At 61.7% G+C, this 20770-nt stretch carries 20 protein-coding genes; 4 read left to right on the top strand and 16 right to left on the bottom strand.

The window, feature by feature from the left end; translation table 11 throughout:
- The coding region (locus FY112_RS37220) for a hypothetical protein (RefSeq protein ID WP_151519861.1) at positions 1-295 on the top strand (295 nt) is incomplete at its 5' end.
- A gap of 143 nt (positions 296-438) precedes the next feature.
- On the top strand, positions 439-2379 hold the full coding sequence (locus FY112_RS28785; RefSeq protein WP_151519860.1) for a M23 family metallopeptidase: 1941 nt from the start codon (positions 439-441) through the stop codon (positions 2377-2379).
- 98 nt (positions 2380-2477) lie between these two features.
- On the opposite strand, the gene clpB is transcribed toward FY112_RS28785, so the two are convergent.
- The 6 genes from clpB to FY112_RS28755 form a co-directional block, all read right to left on the bottom strand.
- Positions 2478-5078 carry an ATP-dependent chaperone ClpB gene (clpB, locus tag FY112_RS28780; RefSeq protein WP_131720599.1) on the bottom strand — a complete coding sequence of 867 codons (2601 nt, stop codon included), beginning with the start codon at positions 5076-5078 and terminating at the stop codon, positions 2478-2480.
- Positions 5079-5330: 252 nt separating this feature from the next.
- Complete coding sequence (locus FY112_RS28775) at positions 5331-6101, bottom strand: DUF4167 domain-containing protein (protein ID WP_017962252.1); 771 nt, start codon at positions 6099-6101, stop codon at positions 5331-5333.
- A 341-nt stretch (positions 6102-6442) separates the two neighbouring features.
- The gene (gene prmC / locus FY112_RS28770) at positions 6443-7303 is read right to left on the bottom strand and encodes a peptide chain release factor N(5)-glutamine methyltransferase (protein ID WP_017962253.1); all 861 of its coding nucleotides are present in this window, start codon (positions 7301-7303) and stop codon (positions 6443-6445) included.
- Positions 7300-8379, bottom strand: coding sequence for a peptide chain release factor 1 (gene prfA, locus FY112_RS28765; protein ID WP_151519859.1), 1080 nt, complete (start codon positions 8377-8379; stop codon positions 7300-7302). Before prfA ends, prmC begins: the two co-directional genes overlap by 4 nt.
- Positions 8380-8407: 28 nt before the next feature.
- Positions 8408-10675, bottom strand: a complete 2268-nt coding sequence (gene ptsP / locus FY112_RS28760) for a phosphoenolpyruvate--protein phosphotransferase (RefSeq protein WP_017962255.1) — start codon at positions 10673-10675, stop codon at positions 8408-8410.
- 89 nt (positions 10676-10764) lie between these two features.
- Positions 10765-12039 (bottom strand): aspartate kinase, encoded by a 1275-nt coding sequence (locus tag FY112_RS28755; protein WP_011653679.1) that lies wholly within the window; start codon positions 12037-12039, stop codon positions 10765-10767.
- 298 nt (positions 12040-12337) lie between these two features.
- Between FY112_RS28755 and ubiG the strand changes: the two genes are divergently transcribed.
- Entirely contained in the window at positions 12338-13084 is a 747-nt protein-coding gene (ubiG, locus tag FY112_RS28750; RefSeq protein WP_131720600.1) for a bifunctional 2-polyprenyl-6-hydroxyphenol methylase/3-demethylubiquinol 3-O-methyltransferase UbiG, read from the top strand.
- Positions 13085-13169: 85 nt separating this feature from the next.
- Here ubiG and FY112_RS28745 read toward each other — a convergent pair whose 3' ends face one another.
- From FY112_RS28745 to FY112_RS28730, 4 genes are read right to left on the bottom strand one after another with little or no spacing between them, the layout of a single operon-like run.
- On the bottom strand, positions 13170-13598 hold the full coding sequence (locus FY112_RS28745; protein WP_131720601.1) for a DUF1178 family protein: 429 nt from the start codon (positions 13596-13598) through the stop codon (positions 13170-13172).
- Positions 13595-14452, bottom strand: a complete 858-nt coding sequence (locus FY112_RS28740; protein WP_151519858.1) for a carbon-nitrogen hydrolase family protein — start codon at positions 14450-14452, stop codon at positions 13595-13597. Before FY112_RS28740 ends, FY112_RS28745 begins: the two co-directional genes overlap by 4 nt.
- 10 nt (positions 14453-14462) lie before the next feature.
- A complete protein-coding gene (gene grxC / locus FY112_RS28735; protein ID WP_011653683.1) occupies positions 14463-14720 on the bottom strand; it encodes a glutaredoxin 3 in 258 nt (85 codons plus the stop codon).
- 31 nt (positions 14721-14751) lie between these two features.
- Positions 14752-15528, bottom strand: a complete 777-nt coding sequence (locus FY112_RS28730) for a ComF family protein (RefSeq protein WP_017962259.1) — start codon at positions 15526-15528, stop codon at positions 14752-14754.
- A gap of 78 nt (positions 15529-15606) precedes the next feature.
- Between FY112_RS28730 and FY112_RS28725 the strand changes: the two genes are divergently transcribed.
- Entirely contained in the window at positions 15607-16491 is an 885-nt protein-coding gene (locus FY112_RS28725; RefSeq protein WP_017962260.1) for a methyltransferase domain-containing protein, read from the top strand.
- 15 nt (positions 16492-16506) lie between these two features.
- On the opposite strand, the gene FY112_RS28720 is transcribed toward FY112_RS28725, so the two are convergent.
- From FY112_RS28720 to FY112_RS28695, 6 genes are all read right to left on the bottom strand, one after another.
- On the bottom strand, positions 16507-16674 hold the full coding sequence (locus FY112_RS28720; protein WP_151519857.1) for a Flp family type IVb pilin: 168 nt from the start codon (positions 16672-16674) through the stop codon (positions 16507-16509).
- Positions 16675-16748: 74 nt separating this feature from the next.
- A complete protein-coding gene (locus tag FY112_RS28715; protein ID WP_003543245.1) occupies positions 16749-17066 on the bottom strand; it encodes a hypothetical protein in 318 nt (105 codons plus the stop codon).
- A gap of 126 nt (positions 17067-17192) precedes the next feature.
- Positions 17193-17606, bottom strand: coding sequence for an 8-oxo-dGTP diphosphatase MutT (gene mutT / locus FY112_RS28710; RefSeq protein WP_017962262.1), 414 nt, complete (start codon positions 17604-17606; stop codon positions 17193-17195).
- Positions 17603-18409: a GNAT family N-acetyltransferase gene (locus FY112_RS28705; RefSeq protein WP_094087331.1), complete on the bottom strand. Its 807-nt coding sequence runs from the start codon at positions 18407-18409 to the stop codon at positions 17603-17605. Before FY112_RS28705 ends, mutT begins: the two co-directional genes overlap by 4 nt.
- Positions 18390-19631 (bottom strand): bifunctional glutamate N-acetyltransferase/amino-acid acetyltransferase ArgJ, encoded by a 1242-nt coding sequence (gene argJ, locus FY112_RS28700; RefSeq protein WP_131720606.1) that lies wholly within the window; start codon positions 19629-19631, stop codon positions 18390-18392. The genes FY112_RS28705 and argJ overlap by 20 nt, the downstream gene beginning before the upstream one ends.
- A 113-nt stretch (positions 19632-19744) precedes the next feature.
- Positions 19745-20626 (bottom strand): peptidylprolyl isomerase, encoded by an 882-nt coding sequence (locus tag FY112_RS28695; protein ID WP_151519856.1) that lies wholly within the window; start codon positions 20624-20626, stop codon positions 19745-19747.
- Positions 20627-20770: the final 144 nt, after the last annotated feature.

Here is a 20770-nt window from a genome sequence, read left to right as displayed (position 1 = left end):
AGAACGAAAGACTTCGTCGCCAGCAGCGCCGCCGCCCTCGTTCAGTGAGTGGGCTTATAGAACTAACCAATCAGAACAGTCAACAGCGCCTTTCGAAAAAATTGATTTTTCTTTCAAACCATTGTTTTTACAGGAAAAATTCCGGACAGCACGCAAATGCGTTCGTTTCCCGGATTCCGACCGGCCTTACACGGCCAGGAAAGATGATCGTCTTTCGACTTTTCGTGGAAAGAACGCTGTTTTGTCTCCCACGCCCCGACATCATCACAATCTGCTGGTCTTAAGAGACACATGATTCACACAGGCAAATGCAGGCAGACTGCCTTTTCCTGAGTGATTTGACTTCCATGCCCAAAATATGCACATCTTTCGCCCCAGCCAGGATGGCCGATACATGCTCCCACAGACGCCTGATGTAAGGACGCGGACCCGACTGCCATGATGACGGAGAAAATGATGATCCGCTCGTTGGGCAACGAGCCTCCGCTTCTGGCCGACGGCAGACGCGCACCCGACCGGCGCGAAGTTTCCTTGCGCTGGCTCTCGGGCACGTTCCTCACCGGCATTACATCATCCGTCCTGATGGGTGTCGCCCTTTTTGCCGCCCTTGATGGCCGCCAGCAATTGGCGATCCCCGCCGAAGCCTATGCAAGTGTTGCGGCAGACGCGCATGAGGATACGACAGTGATCCGCGGTGGCCGGCTGATCGCGCCTGCCATCGCCGCAAAACCGTCCGACCGTGCCATCATGGAAGTCTCAACTGTCGTCCATGACGGCGAAAAGGAAGTCGTACGCCGCCAGCCCTTCGCACACGTGAAGATGACGCTGGCCGCCAACCATGTGGCGACGGAGGACTATCCCGACTTCGATCCTCTGGCGATCTTTTCCGCCGACGAGCCGCAGCCCGCGCCGCAAAGCCGCACAGGCGCGCTTTACGGCTCCGACGTCGAATCCGAAGTCAGCCTGAAGACCATTCCCTTCCCGACCGGCAAGACCAGCATGCAGATGGCATCCGGCCTGTCGCTCGAGGAGGTCGAAGAGAATGTGCGCTCCAACGGCTCGGTGCTGACCGACGGCAACACGCAGCTCGCAGCCCTTTATTACGTCGATCCGCGTCGTTTCTCCAACGAGGATGCCGATGTCGATCTGACGGCCGGTCTGTCCGCCCGCGTGCTCGAACAGAACATGACGGTCTCCGCATCGGAATCGATCACGCCGCAGACCGAAGAATTCGCCGACGACATCCTGCCGGTGCGCGTCGACACGCCGATCGCCAAGGCGCTGACGGAGTCAGGCTATCCGCAGCAATATGCCGATGGCATCGCCGGCTATATCGCGCAGCAACTGGGTTCTCCTGATCTCGACAAGGGCGATGTACTGCGCATCGGCATCATTCAGAAGGGCGAACAGGCAAAGATCATCCGAGCCAGCGTCTATCGCGGCACGCGCCATCTCGTCACCGTGGCCGTCGACGACAAGGGCAGATATGTGCCCGGCAGTGAGCCGCCGATGCTGGATGCCATCGCCACCGCCTTCGATGACAATTCCTTCGCACCGCCCCCCGGCCAGAACCTGCCGCGCGTCTATGACGGCATCTATCGTGCTGCCCTTTCCTACGGCATGACCAAGGATATGACGGCGCTGATCATCAAGCTGCTCGCCAGCAATGTCGATTTCCAGGCGCAGCTGAGGCCGACCGACAGTCTCGAAGCCTTCTTCTCCGTCGCCGACAGCGCCGGTCAGGCGACCGAGGATTCCGAACTGCTCTATGTCAACGCCCGTTTCGGCGATACGCAGACGCGCTTTTACCGCTTCCAGGACCCCGACGACGGCACGGTCGATTATTTCGACGAGAACGGCAAGAGCATCCGCCAGTTCCTGCTGCGCAACCCGGTGCCGAACGGCATCTTCAAATCTGGCTTCGGCATGCGCCGCCACCCGATCCTCGGTTTCGCCCGCATGCACACCGGCGTCGATTGGGCAGCACCGCGCGGCACGGCGATCATCGCCGCCGGCAACGGCACGGTCGAAAAGGCCGGCTGGGATTCCGGCGGTTACGGCAACCAGACGATCGTGCGCCATGCCAACGGCTATGAATCCTCCTACAATCACCAGAGCGCCATCGCCAAGGGCGTCGTCCCCGGCGCCAAGATCCGCCAGGGCCAGGTGATCGGCTGGGTCGGCACGACGGGCGAATCCACCGGCCCGCACCTGCATTACGAGCTGATCGTCAATGGCACCAAGGTCGATCCGCTGCGCATCCGGCTGCCGGGCGGCAAATCGCTGCAGGGCGAGGCGCTGGCGAAATTCGAAGACGAGCGCAAGCGCATCGATACGCTGCTGAACAACCAGACACCAGACCAGGTGGCGAGCAAGTAGCGTCTATCTACGCTGCTTCGCCTCCGACAGACGCCCCGGCCACCCAACGAAAAATGGCGGCCGAAGCCGCCATTTCCCATTCATCCGGCAAACTGGATTTACGCTGCTTCGCTCACCGTCTGCCTTGTCCTGAACTGCAACCGGTCCGAACCGCTCGTCACCGTCACCGTCGATCCATCCGGCACCTGGCCGGACAGGATCTGCTCGGCCAGCGGATCCTGCACGAACTTCTGGATCACCCGCTTCAGCGGCCTTGCGCCGTAGACCGGATCGTAACCCTTGTTCGCCAGCCAATGGCGGGCTTCCTCGTCGAGATCGATGACGATCTTGCGCTCGGATAGCAGAGCCACCAGCCGCTTCAGCTGGATATCGACGATCGCGCCCATCTCCTCGCGCTTCAGGCGATGGAAGAGGATGATCTCGTCGATGCGGTTCAGGAATTCCGGCCGGAAATGTCCGCGCACGACCTCCATCACCTGCTCGCGAACCGTGTCGCTGTCGTCGCCGTCCCTCAGTTGCGTCAGATATTCGGCGCCGAGGTTCGAAGTCATGATGATCATCGTGTTACGGAAGTCGACCGTCCGGCCCTGACCGTCCGTCAGGCGTCCGTCGTCCAGCACCTGCAGCAGGATGTTGAAGACGTCGGGATGCGCCTTTTCGATCTCGTCGAACAGCACGACCTGATAGGGCCTGCGGCGCACCGCTTCCGTCAGCGCTCCGCCTTCGTCATAACCGACATAGCCGGGAGGCGCACCGATCAGCCGGGCAACGGAGTGCTTCTCCATATATTCCGACATATCCATGCGCACCATCGCCGTTTCGTCGTCGAAGAGGAAGCGGGCGAGCGCCTTGGTGAGCTCCGTCTTGCCGACGCCGGTCGGGCCGAGGAAGATGAACGAACCGATCGGCCGGTTCGGATCCTGCAGGCCGGCGCGCGCGCGGCGGACGGCGCGCGACACGGCCTGAACCGCATCGCCCTGACCGATCACCGATTTCGCCAGTTCGTCTTCCATCCGAAGCAGCTTGTCGCGTTCGCCCTCCAGCATCCTGTCGACCGGAATGCCGGTCCAGCGGGACACGACATGGGCGATGTTGTCGGGGATGACCACCTCCTGCACCATCGCGCCGCGGTCGCCATCCTGCTTCTCGGCATCGACGAGCTGCTTTTCAAGATCGGGAATGACGCCGTAGGTCAGCTCGCCGGCACGCTGGAATTCGCCTTTGCGCTGGGCGATCGCCAGTTCGTTGCGGGCATCGTCGAGCTGCTTTTTGAGATCGGCGGCAAGGCCGAGTTTCTGCTTTTCCGCCTGCCAGCGGGCCGTCAGCGCATCGGCCTGTTCCTCGAGATCGGTCACCTCGGTTTCCAGCCGCTTCAGACGGTCGGCGGACGCGACGTCCGTTTCCTTTTTCAGCGCTTCGCGCTCGATCTTCAGCTGCATGATGCGGCGGTCAAGTTCGTCGAGCTCTTCCGGCTTGGAATCCACCTGCATGCGCAGCCGCGCTGCCGCCTCGTCCATCAGGTCGATCGCCTTGTCGGGCAGGAAACGGTCGGTGATATAGCGGTTGGAAAGCGTCGCAGCCGCCACCAACGCCGCATCGGCGATGCGCACCTTGTGGTGCTGCTCGTATTTTTCCTTCAGGCCACGCAGGATCGAGATCGTATCTTCGACCGTCGGTTCGTCGACAACGACGGGCTGGAAGCGGCGGGCAAGAGCCGGATCCTTCTCGACATGTTTGCGATATTCATCGAGCGTCGTCGCGCCGACGCAATGCAGCTCGCCGCGGGCAAGGGCGGGCTTCAGGAGGTTGGAAGCATCCATCGCTCCATCCGCCTTGCCGGCGCCCACCAGCGTGTGCATCTCGTCGATGAACAGGATGATCTCGCCGTTTTCCGCCTGGACTTCATTGAGCACCGCCTTCAGCCGCTCCTCGAATTCGCCGCGGTATTTCGCACCGGCAATCAACGCGCCCATGTCGAGCGCCATCAGTTTCTTGTCCTTGAGCGATTCCGGCACGTCACCGTTGACGATGCGCAGCGCCAGGCCCTCGACGATCGCCGTCTTGCCGACGCCAGGTTCGCCGATCAGCACAGGATTGTTCTTGGTGCGGCGCGAAAGCACCTGGATGGTGCGGCGGATTTCGTCGTCGCGGCCGATCACCGGGTCGAGCTTGCCCTCGCGGGCTTCGGCGGTGAGGTCGCGTGCGAACTTTTTCAGTGAGTCGAAACCCTGCTCGGCATTGGAGGAATCCGCCGTCCGACCCTTGCGGATGTCATTGATGACCTGGTTGAGGCCCTGGGCCGTCACGCCTGAGTTCTTCAGCGTCGAAAAGGTCGAGGCCGAGGATTCGATCGCCAGCGCCTGCAGCAGGCGCTCGACAGTGACGAAGCTGTCGCCGGCCTTCTTCGCCGCTTCTTCGGCGGTCGAAAGGACCTTGGCGAGCGGTTGTGCCAGATAGATGTTGCCGTTGCCGCCGGAGATCTTCGGCAACTTGGCGAGAGCCGCGTCATTGGCCAGGCGGGCGGCCTTGGCATCGCCGCCGGCACGCTCGATCAGCGACGACGCCATGCCCTGATCGTCGTCGAGCAGGACTTTCAGCACATGTTCCGGTGTAAATTGCTGGTGACCCTGCGCCAACGCATAGGTCTGGGCGGACTGGATGAAACCGCGCACCCGCTCCGAATATTTCTCGATATTCATATTCTACCTCCATAGATCGCCCTGCCCTGAAGAGGCGCAGACCGATGATTGAGATCGACCCCCTGAAAAGGCAGGTCGCGCTTTGCCCGGCTGGGATTCGGGCGAAGCAGTTCGAAGAGAATATGGTAGCCGGTTCTGCGAGTTTAAAGAGCCCATAAAATGAAAATCCCCGGCACAAGGCCGGGGATTTTCAAGCTAATTCGAGTAGATGGCATGACCGTCACGCTCTCCCCTGAAGGGAAAGCGAAATCCTCATTCCGAGGCGACGTCAGCCAGCACCGGCGCCTCGGCAGAGGCGCCCTCGCCTTCAGCGGCGGCTTCTTCGCCCTCAGCACCGCGACGCGGGCGACGGGGACGGCTGCCGGTGCTGCGGCGGCGGGGCTGGCGTTCGCGCGGCTGGCCGCCGGCACCTTCCTCGTCCATCGCGACTTCGGCCGGAATGCCTTCGATCTCCGGCTGCGGGCCGGTTCCATCGATGACCTCGGACTGAGGTGCCGGCGCAGGCGCCTGAGAGGCTACCGGCTTCGGCTGTGCCTGCGGCTGGTGCTGTCTGCTCTGCTGCGGCTGGTGCGGCCTGCTCTGCGGCGGCTGGACGATAACGACATCGTCGCCGTCATTGTCATTGTCATTCTCATTGTTGTCCATATCGTCGCCGTCGCGGTCCGCACCTTCGCGATCATTGTACTCGCCACGGTCGTCACGCTGGAAGCGTTCCTGCATCTGCGCTTGGGCGCTGGCGATGATACGATTGTAATGTTCGGCGTGCTGGAGATAGTTCTCGGCCATCACGCGATCGCCGGAGCTTTGGGCGTCGCGGGCGAGCTGCGCGTATTTTTCGGCGATATGCTGCGCCGTACCGCGAATCTTCACATCGGGGCCGGAGCTGTCATAGGACCGGGTCAGCGGATTGCCGCCCTTGCGGTTGAAATTGTTGTTATTGTTATTTCCACCGCCGCCGCCACCGCCGCCGTTGTTATTGTTACCACGCCCTCGACCGCGCTTGTTCTGCTGTCCTGGCCTCATAGATCGTTCACCTGAATTCTCTGTTTGTGATGGATACATGGCACCAACCGCCATGACCGGAAACCGGGTCAGGACCTTTGTGCCGCGAGCATACTGCGCCTTTGCGCCGACCTGCCGCTTGGTTCTCAAGTCAGTTTGACTGATTCACGCATTGGGTCGTGTTCAACCGTTGAAACTCTCGTTTAAAAGAGCGGACCCCCGAGGCAAACCAAGTACCGAACGAATCTCGTTCATTCCTATCTGCCCAACACGTGACCGCAACCTATATTGCTTCACCGGGAAATCCAAGCCTTTTCTTCGCAATAACAATAATGTCTCGCCCAATGCCGCATTATCGTCTTTCACGCGAGCGCGAACACAAGCACCCTGTCGTTCTGACCATAATCTTTCACGGATTTAAGGCACCTGAAGCCTTTCGCTTCAAAGATCGCCGTCACGTCGTTTCGCTGATCGTAGCCGATTTCCAGTCCGACGACCCCATTGGGCCTGATGAACCTTGCCGCATCCTTGGCTATGGCTTTGTAGCCGTCAAGCCCATCCGGGCCGCCATCCAGAGCCGCTGCCGGATCAAATTTAGTCACTTCGGGAGCGAGATCGTGAATGACATTGGAAGCAATATAGGGCGGATTTGAGACAATCGCGTGAAAGGATCCCTGGATGTGCTCGAACCAACTCGACTGTACGGCCTCAAAACGATCCTGCAAGCCGTTTCTTTCTGCATTCGATCTTGCCGTCAAAAGTGCGTCCGCCGATATGTCGCTGCCGACGCCTGACGCATCGGGACATTCGCTCAAAAGCGCAAGGCATATCGCCCCGGTCCCGGTTCCGATGTCAAGGATATGGAGACGGCTTTGCGCCTTTGCAAGGTCTTTGAGATAGATGAGAACCGTATCGACCAGGATTTCCGTATCGGGCCGAGGTTCCAGCGTTTCCGCCGAAAGCCGAAGTGGCAGGCCGTAGAATTCCCGCTCGCCGAGAATGCGATGCACCGGCTCATGACCGAGCCGCCGCTCCAGCGCCTTGAAAATCACTTCGGCCTGCTCGGCAGAAAGCCTCTCGGCCGATCGCGTCAACAACTCGGTCGGCGACAGTTTCAGAAGGCCCGCGACAAGCAGCCGCGCATCGGCCGCCGGGTCGACGATACCGGCTTCGGTGAAGCGGCGGCGCGCTTCGGCAAGCATATCGGCGACCATCGAGCTCATTGTTGCTCGCCGAGCTGCGCCAACTGGCTGGCCTGGTAATCGGCCATCAGCGCGTCGACGACCTCCTCGATCTCGCCTTCCATCATCCGGTCCAGCTTATAGAGCGTCAGATTGATGCGATGGTCCGTCACTCGCCCCTGCGGGAAATTATAGGTGCGGATACGTTCCGATCGGTCGCCGGAGCCGATCTGGCTCTTGCGATCGGCAGAGCGCTCGCTGTCGGCTCTCTGCCGCTCGGCATCGTAAAGCCTGGAGCGTAGCACCTGCATCGCCTTGGCGCGATTTTGGTGTTGCGATTTTTCCGAGCTGGTGACGACAATGCCGCTCGGCAGGTGGGTGATGCGCACAGCCGAGTCCGTCGTATTGACGTGCTGGCCGCCCGCACCCGAAGATCGCATCGTGTCGATGCGGATATCTTCAGCCCGGATCTCGATGTCGATCTCCTCGGCCTCCGGCAGCACCGCAACCGTTGCGGCCGACGTATGGATACGCCCGCCCGCCTCGGTTTCCGGCACGCGTTGCACGCGATGCACGCCGGATTCGAATTTCAGCTTGGCAAAGACCCCCCTGCCGGTGATCGTCGCGATGATTTCCTTGTAGCCGCCGGCTTCGCCCTCACTTGCCGAGAGCACCTCCACCTTCCAGCCCTTTTCGGCCGCAAAGCGCTCATACATGCGAAAGAGATCGCCGGCGAAAAGGGCCGCTTCCGAGCCGCCCGTGCCGGCGCGGATTTCGAGGATGGCGCTCTTTTCGTCGGCTGCGTCCTTCGGCAGGAGCAGGATCTGCATCTCCTGCTCAAGCGCCTCGATCTGTTCCTTCACCTCGGGCAGCTCGAGCTCGGCGAGGTCGCGCATCTCGCGGTCGACCGACCTGTCCTCGAGCAGCGTTTCAAGATCGGCAAGCTCGGCGACCGCCTTCTCATAGACGCGGATCTTCGTCACGACAGGCTGCAGCTCGGAATATTCGGATGCGAGCTTCACATAAACATCGGCCGCCGGGCCAGCCGACATGCGCGCCTCGATCTCGCCGAAACGGCGTTCCAGTTCGCGCATCTTTTCAACGGGAAGCTTCGCCACCCTTCACTCCGATTCTTCTTTTCTCTGTCTAAAGGGGAATATTGTGGCTCTCGGCGAAGCGGGCAAGCACCTCGCGCATCGGCATCATGGCGTGGTGATCATCCAGCACCTCGTCCATCGCCTTCGCCAGTGCCCCGACATCGAGCCCGAGCAGCATCGCCTTCACCGGTCCGATCGAGGCCGGCGACATTGAGATCGAGCGGAAGCCAATGCCGAGCAGCGCCATCGCCGAGATCGGTTTGCTGGCGAGTTCGCCGCAGAGCGTCACCGGCGTCTTGTTCCGGTCCGCCCCGCGTACGATATCGCGCAGGATGCGCAAGAACGGCTTGCCAAGCGGGTCGAAGCGGTCAGAGACCCGCGCATTGCCGCGATCGACCGCCATCGCGAACTGGAAGAGATCGTTCGAGCCGACCGATACGAAATCCACCGCCTCCATCAGCTCGTCGAGCTGCCAAAGCAGTGCCGGCACCTCCAGCATCGCCCCGAATTGCAGCTTGCGCGGCAGCCCGTGACCGAAACGCGAGAGATGCTGCACTTCTTTCTGCAACAGCTCGCGCACCATCCTCAGCTCGGAAACCTCGGTCACCATCGGCACCATCAGCTTCAGCTCGGTGTCGGCCGATGCCTTTAGCAGAGCGCGCAGCTGGGTGCGCAACAGTCCCGGCCGGTCGAGCGACAGCCGGATGGCGCGCCAGCCGAGGGCCGGATTTTCTTCTTCATGGCCGCGGAAATACGGCACGACCTTGTCGCCGCCGATATCGAGCGTACGGAAGGTGACGGTGCGGCCCGCCGCCTGCTTAATCACATTGCGATAGAACTGCTCCTGCTCCTCCGCCTTCGGCATGGTGGAGGCGATCATGAACTGCAGCTCGGTGCGGAAGAGTCCGATGCCCTCGGCACCCGATTCCGAAAGCTGCGGCAGGTCGACCAGCAGGCCGGCATTCATCATCAGCGCGATCCGCTGCCCATCCTTGGTGACCGGCTCGACGGCGCGCAGCGCCCGGAACTGCTCCTGCCGCCTGGCGCGGAAGCGAACCTTTTCCTCGTAGGAACGCCGGTGATCGGCCATCGGCCGCAGATGCACATGTCCCTCGTCGGCGTCGATGATCACCGCATCGCCGTTCTCGGCGAGCGCCACCACGCCCGCCGCCTGGCCGATGACGGGAATGCCCATGGCCCGCGCAACGATCACCACGTGGCTTGTCACCGCCCCTTCTTCCAGCACCAGCCCACGGACATTAGAACGCGGATAATCGAGCAGTTCGGCCGCCCCCATCGCGCGCGCCAGGATAATTGCGTCGCTGGGGAAACCTTCGGCGGTCGTCCGGCCGGTATAACCGGTCAACTGTCTGAGCAGCCGATTCGCCAGATCCTCGAAGTCATGCATGCGTTCGCGCAGATAAGGGTCGGTCAACCGCATCATCCGCGCCTTGGTGTCGCTCTGCACCTTCTCGACCGCCGCTTCCGCCGTCAGGCCATTGCGGATCGCTTCCTCAAGCTTGCGCACCCAGCCCTGGTCATGCGCGAACATGCGGTAGGTTTCGAGCACGTCGCGATGCTCGCCCTCCATCGACACGTCGCGACGCGACAGCATGTCGTCGATCGAAATCCTGAGCGAGCCCATGGCTTCGGCCAGCCGTCGGATTTCCTTCTCGGTATCTTCGTTCAGCAGATTGGTGACGACGATGCGCGGCTCGTGCAGCACGACGTAACCGAGGCCGATGCCGTCATTATAAGTATCACCGTCAACCGTCACCGAACGCGTCAGGTCGAGTTCGAGGCCCGGCTTGGTGATCTTCTTGAGCTCGCCGGTGGCGATCATCTCTGCAAGCACCATCGCCGTCGTCTCGAGCGCTTCCAGCTCTTCCTCACGATAGTTTCGGCTCGCCTTGTTCTGCACGACGAGAACGCCGAGCGAGCGCCCGGTCCTAAGGATCGGCACGCCGAGGAAGGAATGGTAGATTTCTTCGCCCGTTTCCGGCAGGTAGCGGAAGGCAGGGTGCGACTGCGCGTCGGAAAGGTTCAGCGGCTGGGCCGAGGCCGCGATGGTCCCGACCAGGCCCTGCCCCATCTTCAATTGCGCCAGGTGCACGGCCTCGCGGTTGAGGCCTTCGGTCGCATAGAGTTCGAGGACGCCGTCGGCGCGCAGCACATAGACGGAGCAAACCTCCGCCACCATGTTGCCGGCGATCTGGCGGACGATCCGGTCAAGACGCTCCTGCGGCTCCAGCGGCTCCGCCATCAACTCGCGCAGCCGCCTGAGCAGCACGCGCGGACCGCCGGAAAGGTCTCTCATGGCGTCTCAAGCTCCCGAAACAACGCACTTAGTCCCCGGCGGGCCGGCCTCATCTCCTCAACCTGAAGGGGCAGGCCGCCCGCTGGGAATCAATTCTTATCCAGACCGTAGCAGGAATGCAAAGTCCTGACAGCGAGTTCTGCATAGGGACCGTCGATCAGGATGGAAATCTTGATCTCGGAGGTGGTGATCGCCTTGATGTTGATGCCTTTTTCGGCAAGTGCACGAAATGCGGTAGCGGCAACGCCCGCATGACTGCGCATGCCGATGCCGATGACCGATACTTTCACCAGCCCCGATTCGTTTTGCACGACATCGTAGCCGATCTTCTCCTTATGGTCGCCGAGTACCTTGATCGCCTTCTCGACGTCGCCTGATGGCACGGTGAAGGTCATGTCGGTCTTCGACCCGTCCTCGGAAATATTTTGGACGATCATGTCGACATTGATATGGGATTCGGCGAGCGGCCCGAAGATCGCTGCAGAAACGCCCGGCCGGTCGGCAAGACGGCGAAGCGAGATCTGAGCCTCATCCTTGGCATAGGCGATGCCGGTGACTACTTCCTGTTCCACGATTTCATCCTCGTCACAAATCAGCGTTCCGGGCGGGTTCAGCAGATCGCCCATGCCCGGAGCATCGGGATCTTCGAATGATGAGCGCACGAAGGTGCGCACCTTGTGTACCATGGCAAGCTCGACCGAGCGCACCTGCAGTACCTTGGCGCCGAGCGATGCCATTTCCAGCATTTCTTCGAAGGCGATCTTCTTCAGCCTGCGCGCCTTCGGCACGATGCGCGGGTCGGTCGTGTAGACGCCGTCGACATCGGTATAGATATCGCAGCGATCCGCCTTGACAGCTGCCGCGATTGCAACGGCCGAAGTGTCCGATCCGCCGCGCCCGAGCGTCGCGATACGGTTGTCGGGTCCCAGCCCCTGAAAGCCGGAGATCACGGCGACCTGCCCCTCGCCCATCCGTTTGACGATGTCGGAGCCGTCGATCTCCATGATCCGTGCCGCGCCATGCGCGTTGTCGGTGCGGATCGGGATCTGCCATCCTTGCCAGGAACGCGCATTGATATCCATCGCCTGCAATGCGATCGCCAGCAGCCCCGAGGTCACCTGCTCGCCAGATGCGACCACCGCGTCATATTCCCGCGCATCGTAAAACGGAGAATTGGCGCCGATCACTTTCGGCGTGCCCTGGACCCAGCCGACCAGTTCATTGGTCTTGCCGGACATGGCCGACACCACCACCGCCACCTCGTGCCCGGCATCGACTTCGCGTTTTACGTGGCGGGCAACGTTCTTGATGCGGTCCAGGTCAGCGACGGACGTGCCGCCGAATTTCATTACGATGCGTGCCATATGCCTCTACCACGACTGGCGCCGGGAAATCGGAAAACCGGACCCGGCATCACGAAAGCTCTGGGGCAGACCGTTTGGGCCAAAGAGCCGGATTTCCAACTTCTGGAACCGCTCTAAAAGCCCAGGCCCTAAAGGCCCCAAGTTGCGGCGTCTCTTAGCGAGTTTGACGGGGGGAGGCAAGCGCACGCGATAAAAGCTATTGGTGAGCGGTTCCGGGCTCGCCAGTCCCCTGATCCGCGCCCCTTGACTTATGCCCCCGATAATCCGACTTCACATGTCACGAATGAAGGAGTGGACGATGACGGAAGGCGCCAAAAGCACGATCGACCAGGGCGAAGTGGACCGCTTCTCGGCGATGGCGGCGGAATGGTGGAGCCCGACCGGCAAGTTCAAACCACTGCACAAGTTCAATCCCGTCCGGCTCGCCTATATCCGCGACAAGGCCTGCGAGAATTTCAGCCGTGATCCAAAAAGCGCCCGCCCGCTCGAGGGGCTGCGCGTGCTCGATATCGGCTGCGGCGGCGGTCTGTTGTCCGAACCTGTCGCCCGCATGGGCGCTTCCGTCGTCGGCGCCGATCCGTCCGAGAAGAATATCGGCATCGCCTCCACCCATGCGAAGGCCTCCGGCGTTTCGGTCGACTATCGCGCCGTCACCGCCGAGGAACTCGCGGACGCCGGCGAGACCTTTGATATCGTCTTGAACATGGAAGTGGTGGAGCACGTCGCCGATGTCGAATTCTTCATGACCACCTGCGCAAAAATGGTCCGCCCCGGCGGCCTGATCTTCGTTGCCACCATCAACCGCACGATGAAGGCGGCAGCGCTTGCCATTTTCGCCGCCGAGAACATTCTACGCTGGCTGCCGCGCGGCACCCATCAGTATGAAAAGCTGGTGCGGCCGGAAGAACTGGAAAAGCCGCTGGTGACAAGCGGCCTTGAGATCACCGACCGCACCGGCGTCTTCTTCAATCCGCTGTCGAACCAGTGGAACCTGTCCAAGGATATGGATGTGAATTATATGCTGCTGGCGAAGCGGCCGGCATAGTTTCCTCCGCCAGTAAGCCGGCTACACTTTCAGCAGCTCGACATGGAGGCTGAAATTGCAGACGGCCAGACGCGCGGACTGCATGTCAGTTCACGTCTTCCGGCAAAACCGGAATGGCTGCGATCTCGATGCCCTCTTCCAAGAGCGCCTGCGCCTCGTCGACTGTCGCCTGGCCGATGATGCCGCGGGCATCCGCCTCACCATAGTGGATCTTGCGGGCTTCTTCGGGAAACTTCGTGCCGACATCCTCGGAATTGGCCTTGACCGCCGCAACGGCCTCCTTGAGCTTTTGCAGGGCCTCGCGGCGCATGGCATCCATCGCCAGCGTCTGCATCTTGTCTTTCCCACGCGCGGTCGATACCGACGGCGCCATCAACAGCTTGGAAATGGCAGCGGAATGACAGACCGGGCAGGTCAGGAAACCGGTTTCGAGCTGACGGTCGAAATCGGCGCTTTCCGAAAACCAGCCTTCGAATTCATGAGCATTGTCACAGGTGAGGGAATAGCGGATCAAGCGGCGACGCCTCCGGCGATTGCGCCCGCAATCTTCTCGACCGAGAATTCCCGGCCATTCCTCAGGTTCGGGATCTTGTCATGTGCGGCCTTGACCGCACTCGGATCGATCTCGGCGACGATGACCGCCTCGCCGGTGGCACCGGCCGACGCCAGCACCGTGCCCCAGGGATCGATGATCATCGAATGGCCGAAAGTCTCGCGCCCATCCTCATGCCGGCCGGCCTGCGCGGCGGCGATGACGAAGACCCCGTTCTCGATCGCGCGTGCCCTGAGCAGGATCTCCCAATGCGCCTCGCCGGTCTGCTTGGTGAAGGCGGCAGGAACTGTCATCACCTCGGCGCCGGCAACCGCCTGGGCGCGGAAGAGTGCGGGAAACCGCACATCGTAGCAGATTGCAAAGCCCATTTCGGCAAAGGGCAGCGACAGGACGCGGGCCTCCGAGCCGGCCGTATAGGCGGCACTTTCACGCCAGCTCTCGCCATTGTCGAGGTCGACGTCGAACATGTGGATCTTGTCGTAACGATTGAGGATCTTACCGTCGGGGCCGAACAGGAAACCGCGATTGGCGATCTTGCCGTCGGCAAGGGCGATCGCCGTCGAACCGACATGCATGTGGATGCCGAGTTCCCTGGCGAGATCTGAGCCGGTCTTGACGATGATGTCATGCGCCTCGTCGGCAAGCACGGCGCGTGCCGCTGTACGGTCGCGCTGCAGCATGCCAGTCATTTCGGGCGTCTGCACATAGGTCGCGCCCTGGCCAGCGGCCTCGCGTACCAGCCGCGCCATGGCGGCGGCATTCCTCGCCGGATCGACCCCGGAGCACATCTGGACGGCGGCGGCCTTGAAGCTCATCGGTTCTTCCTCAGGCTGCCAGCATCGGGTCGAGCTTGCCGGCCCGATCGAGCGCAAAGAGATCGTCGCAACCGCCGACATGATCGGCGCCGATGAAGATCTGCGGAAAAGTGGTACGGCCGTTCGACTTGCCGATCATCTCCTGGCGAAGATCCGGCGAAAAGGTCGCGTCGTGCTCGACATATTCGACACCCTTTTCCTCGAGAAGGGACTTGGCGCGGGTGCAATAGCCGCAGAACTGCCGTGTATAGATTGTGACGGGTACCATAATCTCTCCAGACCGATGCCGGGTATTTCTGTCATATAGGCTCGGAGAGAGCCCTTGCAAAGGTCAAAACCGTTATGTCGGCCGCACCCGCCTTGCGTAGCGTCCGGCTTGCCGCAGCGACCGTCGCCCCTGTTGTATAGACGTCGTCGATAAGCACGATGCGCTTGCCGAAAATGTCGTTTTCGCAGCCCTTGGCGATCGCAAAAGCGCCCCTGACATTGTCTTCTCGCGCCTTGGCGCCAAGGCCGACCTGCTGGCTGGTGCGCTTGACGCGCATAAGCGTGGCAGCCAGCAGCGGCTTGCCCGAGAGCCTTGCCATATGGCGGGCAAGCTCGGCTGCCTGGTTGAACTTGCGCGCCAGCATACGGCTACGGTGCAGCGGCACCGGGATCAGCGCATCGCAGCTTTCGACCGTCCCGTCGGAAGCGCGCAGCATCCAGGCTGCCATCATCGGCGCCAGATCGGTGCGATCGCGATATTTGAGCCCATGGACGAGATCGCGGACCGCGTGGTCGTGGGTCGCCGCCGACCGCAGCCGGTCGAAGGGCGGCGGGTTGGCGATCGCCTCGGCGCTGAGGATCCCGGCGCCGAGATCGTGCGAGAAGGGAATGCCGAGCACTTCGCAATAGGGCCGTTCGATGAAGCGGATACCGGACCAGCATTTCGCACAGAGCCCGCGATGGCCGCCGGTCGAAATGCCGCAGACGGAACAGGCCGGCGGATAGAAGAAATCGGCAAGCGCCGAAAACGGCCGCAAGAGATGCGTGCGCAAGAATTCTGCCGGTCTTTTCAATTCGATTGGCCCCATGCCGCAGAGACTAGCGCGTTCTCCACGAAAGGGAAAATCGTCTTGCCGCACAGACGGCGCGGGACTAAGGACATCGCCATGGATACGATCTTCGACAGAGCCCTGATCGCCGCACATCGCCATCGCGCGCTTGCCAACAACGATCCGAAAGCCGCCTTCCTGCTCGACATCGTCGCTGAGGAAATGGGCGAAAGGCTTTCCGTGGTCGAGCGGACTTTCGGGACCGCCGTCGAACTGCATGGCGCGACCGGTGCTGCCGCCCGGGCCGCGCTGGCAACGGGCAAGATCGGTACGATGATCCGCGTTGAAAGCGAGAAGGCCTATGCCGGGCCGGACGAAATCTTGATCGAGGCGCCGCTCGAGGACGTGCCGCTCGAACCGCAATCGGCCAATCTCATCCTTGCGCCGCTTAGCCTGCATCTGACCAACGATACGCCGGGTGTCTTCATCCAGATCCGCCGCGCCCTGAAGCCGGACGGCCTTTTCCTGGCCGCGATCCCCGGCGCCGGCACCCTGCAGGAACTGCGCGACGTGCTGCTGACCGCCGAGGTCGAGATGACAGGTGGCGCAAGCCCGCGTGTCATTCCCTTCGCCGATGTGCGCGATGTCGGCAGCCTCATGCAGCGCGCCGGCTTCACGTTGCCGGTGATCGATGCGGAGAATTATACGGTGCGCTATGATTCGCTCTTTCCGCTGATGCGGGATCTGAGAGCGATGGGCATGAGCAATCCGCTTGCAGCCCGCGCCCGGATGCCACTGACGCGCGCCTTCTTCCTGCGCGCAGCGGAGATCTACGCCGAACGTTATGCCGATCCCGACGGACGTATCCGCGCCACCTTCTCGATCATCTATGTCTCGGGATGGGCTGCCCACGAGAGCCAGCAAAAGCCGCTCAAGCCGGGTTCGGCCAAGGCGCGCCTTGCCGATGCACTGAAGGTGGACGAACACAAGCTCAAGCAGTAACGCCCGGCTGCTTCTTCAATTCACCGTCATATTGTTGTTGATCACGTTGAAGACGTCCTGCAAGGCGCCGGTGAAGAACCCCAGACCGGAGATGAGTGCGCCACAAATGAGGGCGGCGATCAAGCCATACTCAATTGCCGTCGCACCTCTGCTATCTGCAAGAAATGCTCTCAAAATACGCATTATTACGAGACCCTCTGAGCGAGACCGACGGCAAACGACCAATTCCACGACCATCGGGCGACGGCCGCCATTTTTCAGCAGCCGGCGCCGACGCCATAGCCCTGGACGACGCAGACCGAACCGGGCGTATCCTGGAGGACACTGCGGCGGATCGTATAACGCTTGCCACTTTCGCTCTTGGGGATCGATCCCGTCGTGATCGTATCGAAATCCGCCGGAGCACTGGCAAAGACGCTTTTCTTCGAGGAATCCGCAAGCATTGGCGTCAGAATAAGCGTCAGCGCGACTACCGCCGTGCCGAACAGGAGGGCGATATTCAGCGCACCCGTCCTGCGCGAGGCAGACGAGGCCCGTTCCTTTTCCCGGACAGCTTTCCAGAAATCATCGTCCATGACGTCAAGCCTTTTAATACACGCACGCCAGATGCTTGATTGAGGCCGATCTTTGGCAGAAGGTGTTAAACGATCCATTAATATCCACAGCCGAAAATGGTGTGGCACAATAATAATCAGATAATGCTAAAGTAAATCCTGCAACATCGGGATGAGCGGCTCGTCGGCCGGAGGCATCGGATATTCGCGCAGCGCCTGCGGGCGCACCCATTTCAGCGCCTGGCCCTCCCGGCCCTGGGGAATGCCCTCATAGCGCCGGCAGATATAAAGCGGCATCAAAAGGTGGAAGGTCTCGTAGGAGTGGCTGGCAAAGGTAAGCGGCGCAAGGCAGGCGATCTTGGTGTTGATGCCGAGCTCTTCCTCGAGCTCGCGCACCAGCGTTTCCTCCGGCGTCTCACCCGGCTCGACCTTGCCGCCGGGAAACTCCCAGAGCCCGGCGAGCGACTTTCCCTCGGGGCGCTGTGCCAACAGGATACGCCCATCGGCATCGATCAGCGCACAGGCGGCGACCAGCAATATCTTCCGGCCTGCCTCGCTCATCGCGGCTCCTGCTGCCAATAGCAATAATGATAGGCGTCGCGAAAACCGAGGCGCTCATAAAGTGCGATGGCCGGTCGGTTGGACAGCTTCACCTGCAGCCAGGCCGAACGGGCACTGCGCATGCGCGCCCAGCGCAGCGCCGAGGTCAGGATTTCGGTGCCGAGCCCTTCGCGCCGCCGCGCCTCGGACACCGAAAGCGACATGATGCCGGCGAGGTCGTTGTCCTGGACGCAGAGCACGGTCGCAAGCGGGCCGTCCGCCGCGTTCTCGATCATGAACAGGCCGGATGGCGGCTTGATCGCCGAAATGATTTCGGCAAGCGCCGGCTTCAGCCTCAGTGGCGCCTGATCGACGGCGAGGTTAGCGTCGACGAAACGGCCGACATCATGGGTCGGCAGGTGATCGAGCGTATCCGGCAGCTCCGCCTCTGCAAGGTCGCAGGTCATCACCACCGTATCGTCGAAGCGCGTCCAGTTCTGCGCGCGCAGAAGTTCGATCAACACCGGCGAGGCAAGCGGCGTCTGGCGGACCACGGCGGCGCGGCCATAGGCCTCGAACTTCCGGCGCGCCTTTTCGAGGCGGATTTCGACGTCGCGATGATCCGAGGGATCGAGCGGCACGATCGAGTTCAGCCGGTTGGACGGGTGACCGGCCGTCAGCCGCACCTGCCAGCTGCCGTCATATTGCACGGAAGCCGCCGGCCAGGCGCGGAAGCCGACGGCCTCCAGCCTGCGCACCAGCGGCAGATTGTGTGAGGAAATGGATGCCTGCTCCAATGAACGATCAGCTCCGATAGTCGCCATTGATCGCAACATATTCCTTGGTGAGGTCGCAGGTCCAGACCGTTGCCGTGCCGGCACCGAGCCCGATATCGACTTTGACGGGGATATCCTGCGCCTTCATGACGTCCGAGGCGGCCGCCTCGGAATAATCGGGATCACGCTCGCCATTGACGGCAACCCTGATATCGCCGAACCAGATGGCGAGCCGGTCGCGGTCGGCCATCTCGCCGGATTTGCCGACGGCCATGACGATACGGCCCCAATTGGCGTCTTCGCCGGCGGCCGCGGTCTTGACCAGCGGCGAATTGGCGATCGACAGCGCGATGCGCTTGGCGGCGGCATCGCTCTCAGCACCCGTCACGGTGATTTCGAGCATCTTGGTGGCACCCTCGCCGTCCCGCACCACCTGCAGCGACAGATCCTTCAGCACCTCGTTGAGTGCTGCCCGGAAGGCGGCAAGGCGCGGGTCGTCGGAGCGCTCGATGCGGGCCTGGCCGTCCTCGGCCGCGGCGCCCGTTGCAAACAGCATCAACGTGTCGGACGTGGAGGTGTCGCTGTCGACGGTCATGGAATTGAAGGTCGGGCCGACGCCGTCGGACAGAAGCGCCTGCAGCGCGGCAGGCGCGATGTCGGCATCGGTGACGACGAAAGAAAGCATCGTCGCCATGTCAGGCGCGATCATGCCGGCGCCTTTGGCGATGCCGTTGATCGTCACGGCCACGCCGCCGATCTCGGCGCTGCGGGTCGAAACCTTCGGATAGGTGTCGGTCGTCATGATCGCCTTGGCGGCCTCGAACCAGAAATCGCCCGTCGCCTCGGCCTGCATCCGGTCCAGAACGCCTGCGAATTTGGTGGCATCGAGTGGCTCTCCGATGACGCCGGTCGATGCCAGATAGACCTCGTTTTCGGCGCAGCCGACGGCAGCGGCAGCCGACTTCGCCGTCAACTCGGTCGCCTGGCGGCCCTTCAGGCCGGTGAAAGCATTGGCATTGCCGGAGTTGACGACGACGGCGCGGGCGCTGCCATGGGGGAGATTGGCCCGGCAGAAATCGACCGGCGCCGACGGGCACTTCGAGCGGGTAAAAACGCCCGCAACAGTCGCCGGTCTGTCGAAGACCATCATCAGCACGTCGGTACGGTTCTTGTACTTGATGCCGGCGGAAGCCGTCGCCATGCGCACGCCGCGCAGCGGTGGCATCGAGACGAAGGATTTCGGAGCAAGCGGAGAGACGGAACCGGACATGATAAGACCTGCCAATGAGCATTTCCAGGCGAAATGGAAACCGGCTCGCCGTCGGGAAATGCGACAATAACGACGATCGTGAAGGGCCCGGAAAAACCGGGCCCTTGCGAATATTACTGCTTCGGCGCCGGGGCAACCGGCTCGCTGCCCGGCTCCGGCTGCTTGTTGGCCTGGTCGTAACCCTTGCGCAGCGTCTCGTCCGTGATCTCGATCTTGGCCGACGCCTTCGCCTTGTTCAGAAGCGCAAGATACTTGTCGCGCATGACGAGTTGACGAACCTGATCCTGCACCTGGTCGAAGGGCGGCGGCGGGGCATCGCGCTTATCCTCGACCTTGATGACATGGAAGCCGAAATCGGTCTTCACCGGCGTCTTGGAATAGGTGCCCTTCTCAAGCGCGAAGGCTGCGTCTTCGAATTCCTTGACCATGCGGCCGCGCGAGAAATAGCCGAGATCGCCGCCTTCCGACTTGTTCGGATCGGTGGACTTTTCCTTGGCGAGTTCGGCGAAATCCTTGCCGGCGTCGAGCTGCTTGATGATGTCCTTGGCTTCGTCCTCGGTCTTGACGAGGATATGACGGGCGTGGACTTCCTCCTGCTTCGGCAGGGCGGCGACTTCCTTGTCGTAGCGGGCCTTGACTTCTTCAGGCGTCACGATGTCGACGACATGCTTCTTGAAATAGGCATTGTGCAGCTCGCGGTCGGAGAGATACTGCATGCGCTTCTTGAATTCGTCGGTCTGATCGAGCTTCTCGGCCGCAGCGTCGGCGGCAAGCAGCTTCACGTCGATGGCGGCGGAAAGGGCTGCGACCTTCTTCTGGTCATCGGGAAGCTGAGCCAGCTGAGGGTCCAGATTGGCGACGGCAAGGTCGAGTTCCGACTGGTGGATCTCCAGGGTGCCGACCTTGGCGATGACGGCGTCATCGGCATAGGCCGGGACCTGGAGCGCAACAAAGGTTGCAAACGCCAGAACGGCAAGTTTGTTGGTGCTCAACATGAAATACCCTTCACAGTTACATTGCCGGTTTCAGCATCCCCTGAATCCAGCCCAAAATAGCCATCAACACCGGATTGTGGCCTTTCTGTATCCGCCAAATCCGTTGACATCATTCGACCCCCCTCTTATCTGTCACGCAACCTC

Source organism: Rhizobium sp. PEPV16 (assembly GCF_008919455.1).
GTDB lineage: Bacteria > Pseudomonadota > Alphaproteobacteria > Rhizobiales > Rhizobiaceae > Rhizobium > Rhizobium leguminosarum_Q.
This window is presented reverse-complemented; position numbering and strand designations above follow the sequence as displayed.

Coding starts and splice junctions, on each gene's coding strand:
- FY112_RS28785 (WP_151519860.1), top strand. CDS start 439: ATGATGACGGAGAAAATGATGATCCGCTCGTTGGGCAACGAGCCTCCG.
- clpB (WP_131720599.1), bottom strand. CDS start 5,078: ATGAATATCGAGAAATATTCGGAGCGGGTGCGCGGTTTCATCCAGTCC.
- FY112_RS28775 (WP_017962252.1), bottom strand. CDS start 6,101: ATGAGGCCAGGACAGCAGAACAAGCGCGGTCGAGGGCGTGGTAACAAT.
- prmC (WP_017962253.1), bottom strand. CDS start 7,303: ATGAGCTCGATGGTCGCCGATATGCTTGCCGAAGCGCGCCGCCGCTTC.
- ptsP (WP_017962255.1), bottom strand. CDS start 10,675: ATGAGAGACCTTTCCGGCGGTCCGCGCGTGCTGCTCAGGCGGCTGCGC.
- FY112_RS28755 (WP_011653679.1), bottom strand. CDS start 12,039: ATGGCACGCATCGTAATGAAATTCGGCGGCACGTCCGTCGCTGACCTG.
- ubiG (WP_131720600.1), top strand. CDS start 12,338: ATGACGGAAGGCGCCAAAAGCACGATCGACCAGGGCGAAGTGGACCGC.
- FY112_RS28740 (WP_151519858.1), bottom strand. CDS start 14,452: ATGAGCTTCAAGGCCGCCGCCGTCCAGATGTGCTCCGGGGTCGATCCG.
- grxC (WP_011653683.1), bottom strand. CDS start 14,720: ATGGTACCCGTCACAATCTATACACGGCAGTTCTGCGGCTATTGCACC.
- FY112_RS28730 (WP_017962259.1), bottom strand. CDS start 15,528: ATGGGGCCAATCGAATTGAAAAGACCGGCAGAATTCTTGCGCACGCAT.
- FY112_RS28725 (WP_017962260.1), top strand. CDS start 15,607: ATGGATACGATCTTCGACAGAGCCCTGATCGCCGCACATCGCCATCGC.
- FY112_RS28720 (WP_151519857.1), bottom strand. CDS start 16,674: ATGCGTATTTTGAGAGCATTTCTTGCAGATAGCAGAGGTGCGACGGCA.
- FY112_RS28715 (WP_003543245.1), bottom strand. CDS start 17,066: ATGGACGATGATTTCTGGAAAGCTGTCCGGGAAAAGGAACGGGCCTCG.
- mutT (WP_017962262.1), bottom strand. CDS start 17,606: ATGAGCGAGGCAGGCCGGAAGATATTGCTGGTCGCCGCCTGTGCGCTG.
- FY112_RS28705 (WP_094087331.1), bottom strand. CDS start 18,409: ATGGCGACTATCGGAGCTGATCGTTCATTGGAGCAGGCATCCATTTCC.
- argJ (WP_131720606.1), bottom strand. CDS start 19,631: ATGTCCGGTTCCGTCTCTCCGCTTGCTCCGAAATCCTTCGTCTCGATG.
- FY112_RS28695 (WP_151519856.1), bottom strand. CDS start 20,626: ATGTTGAGCACCAACAAACTTGCCGTTCTGGCGTTTGCAACCTTTGTT.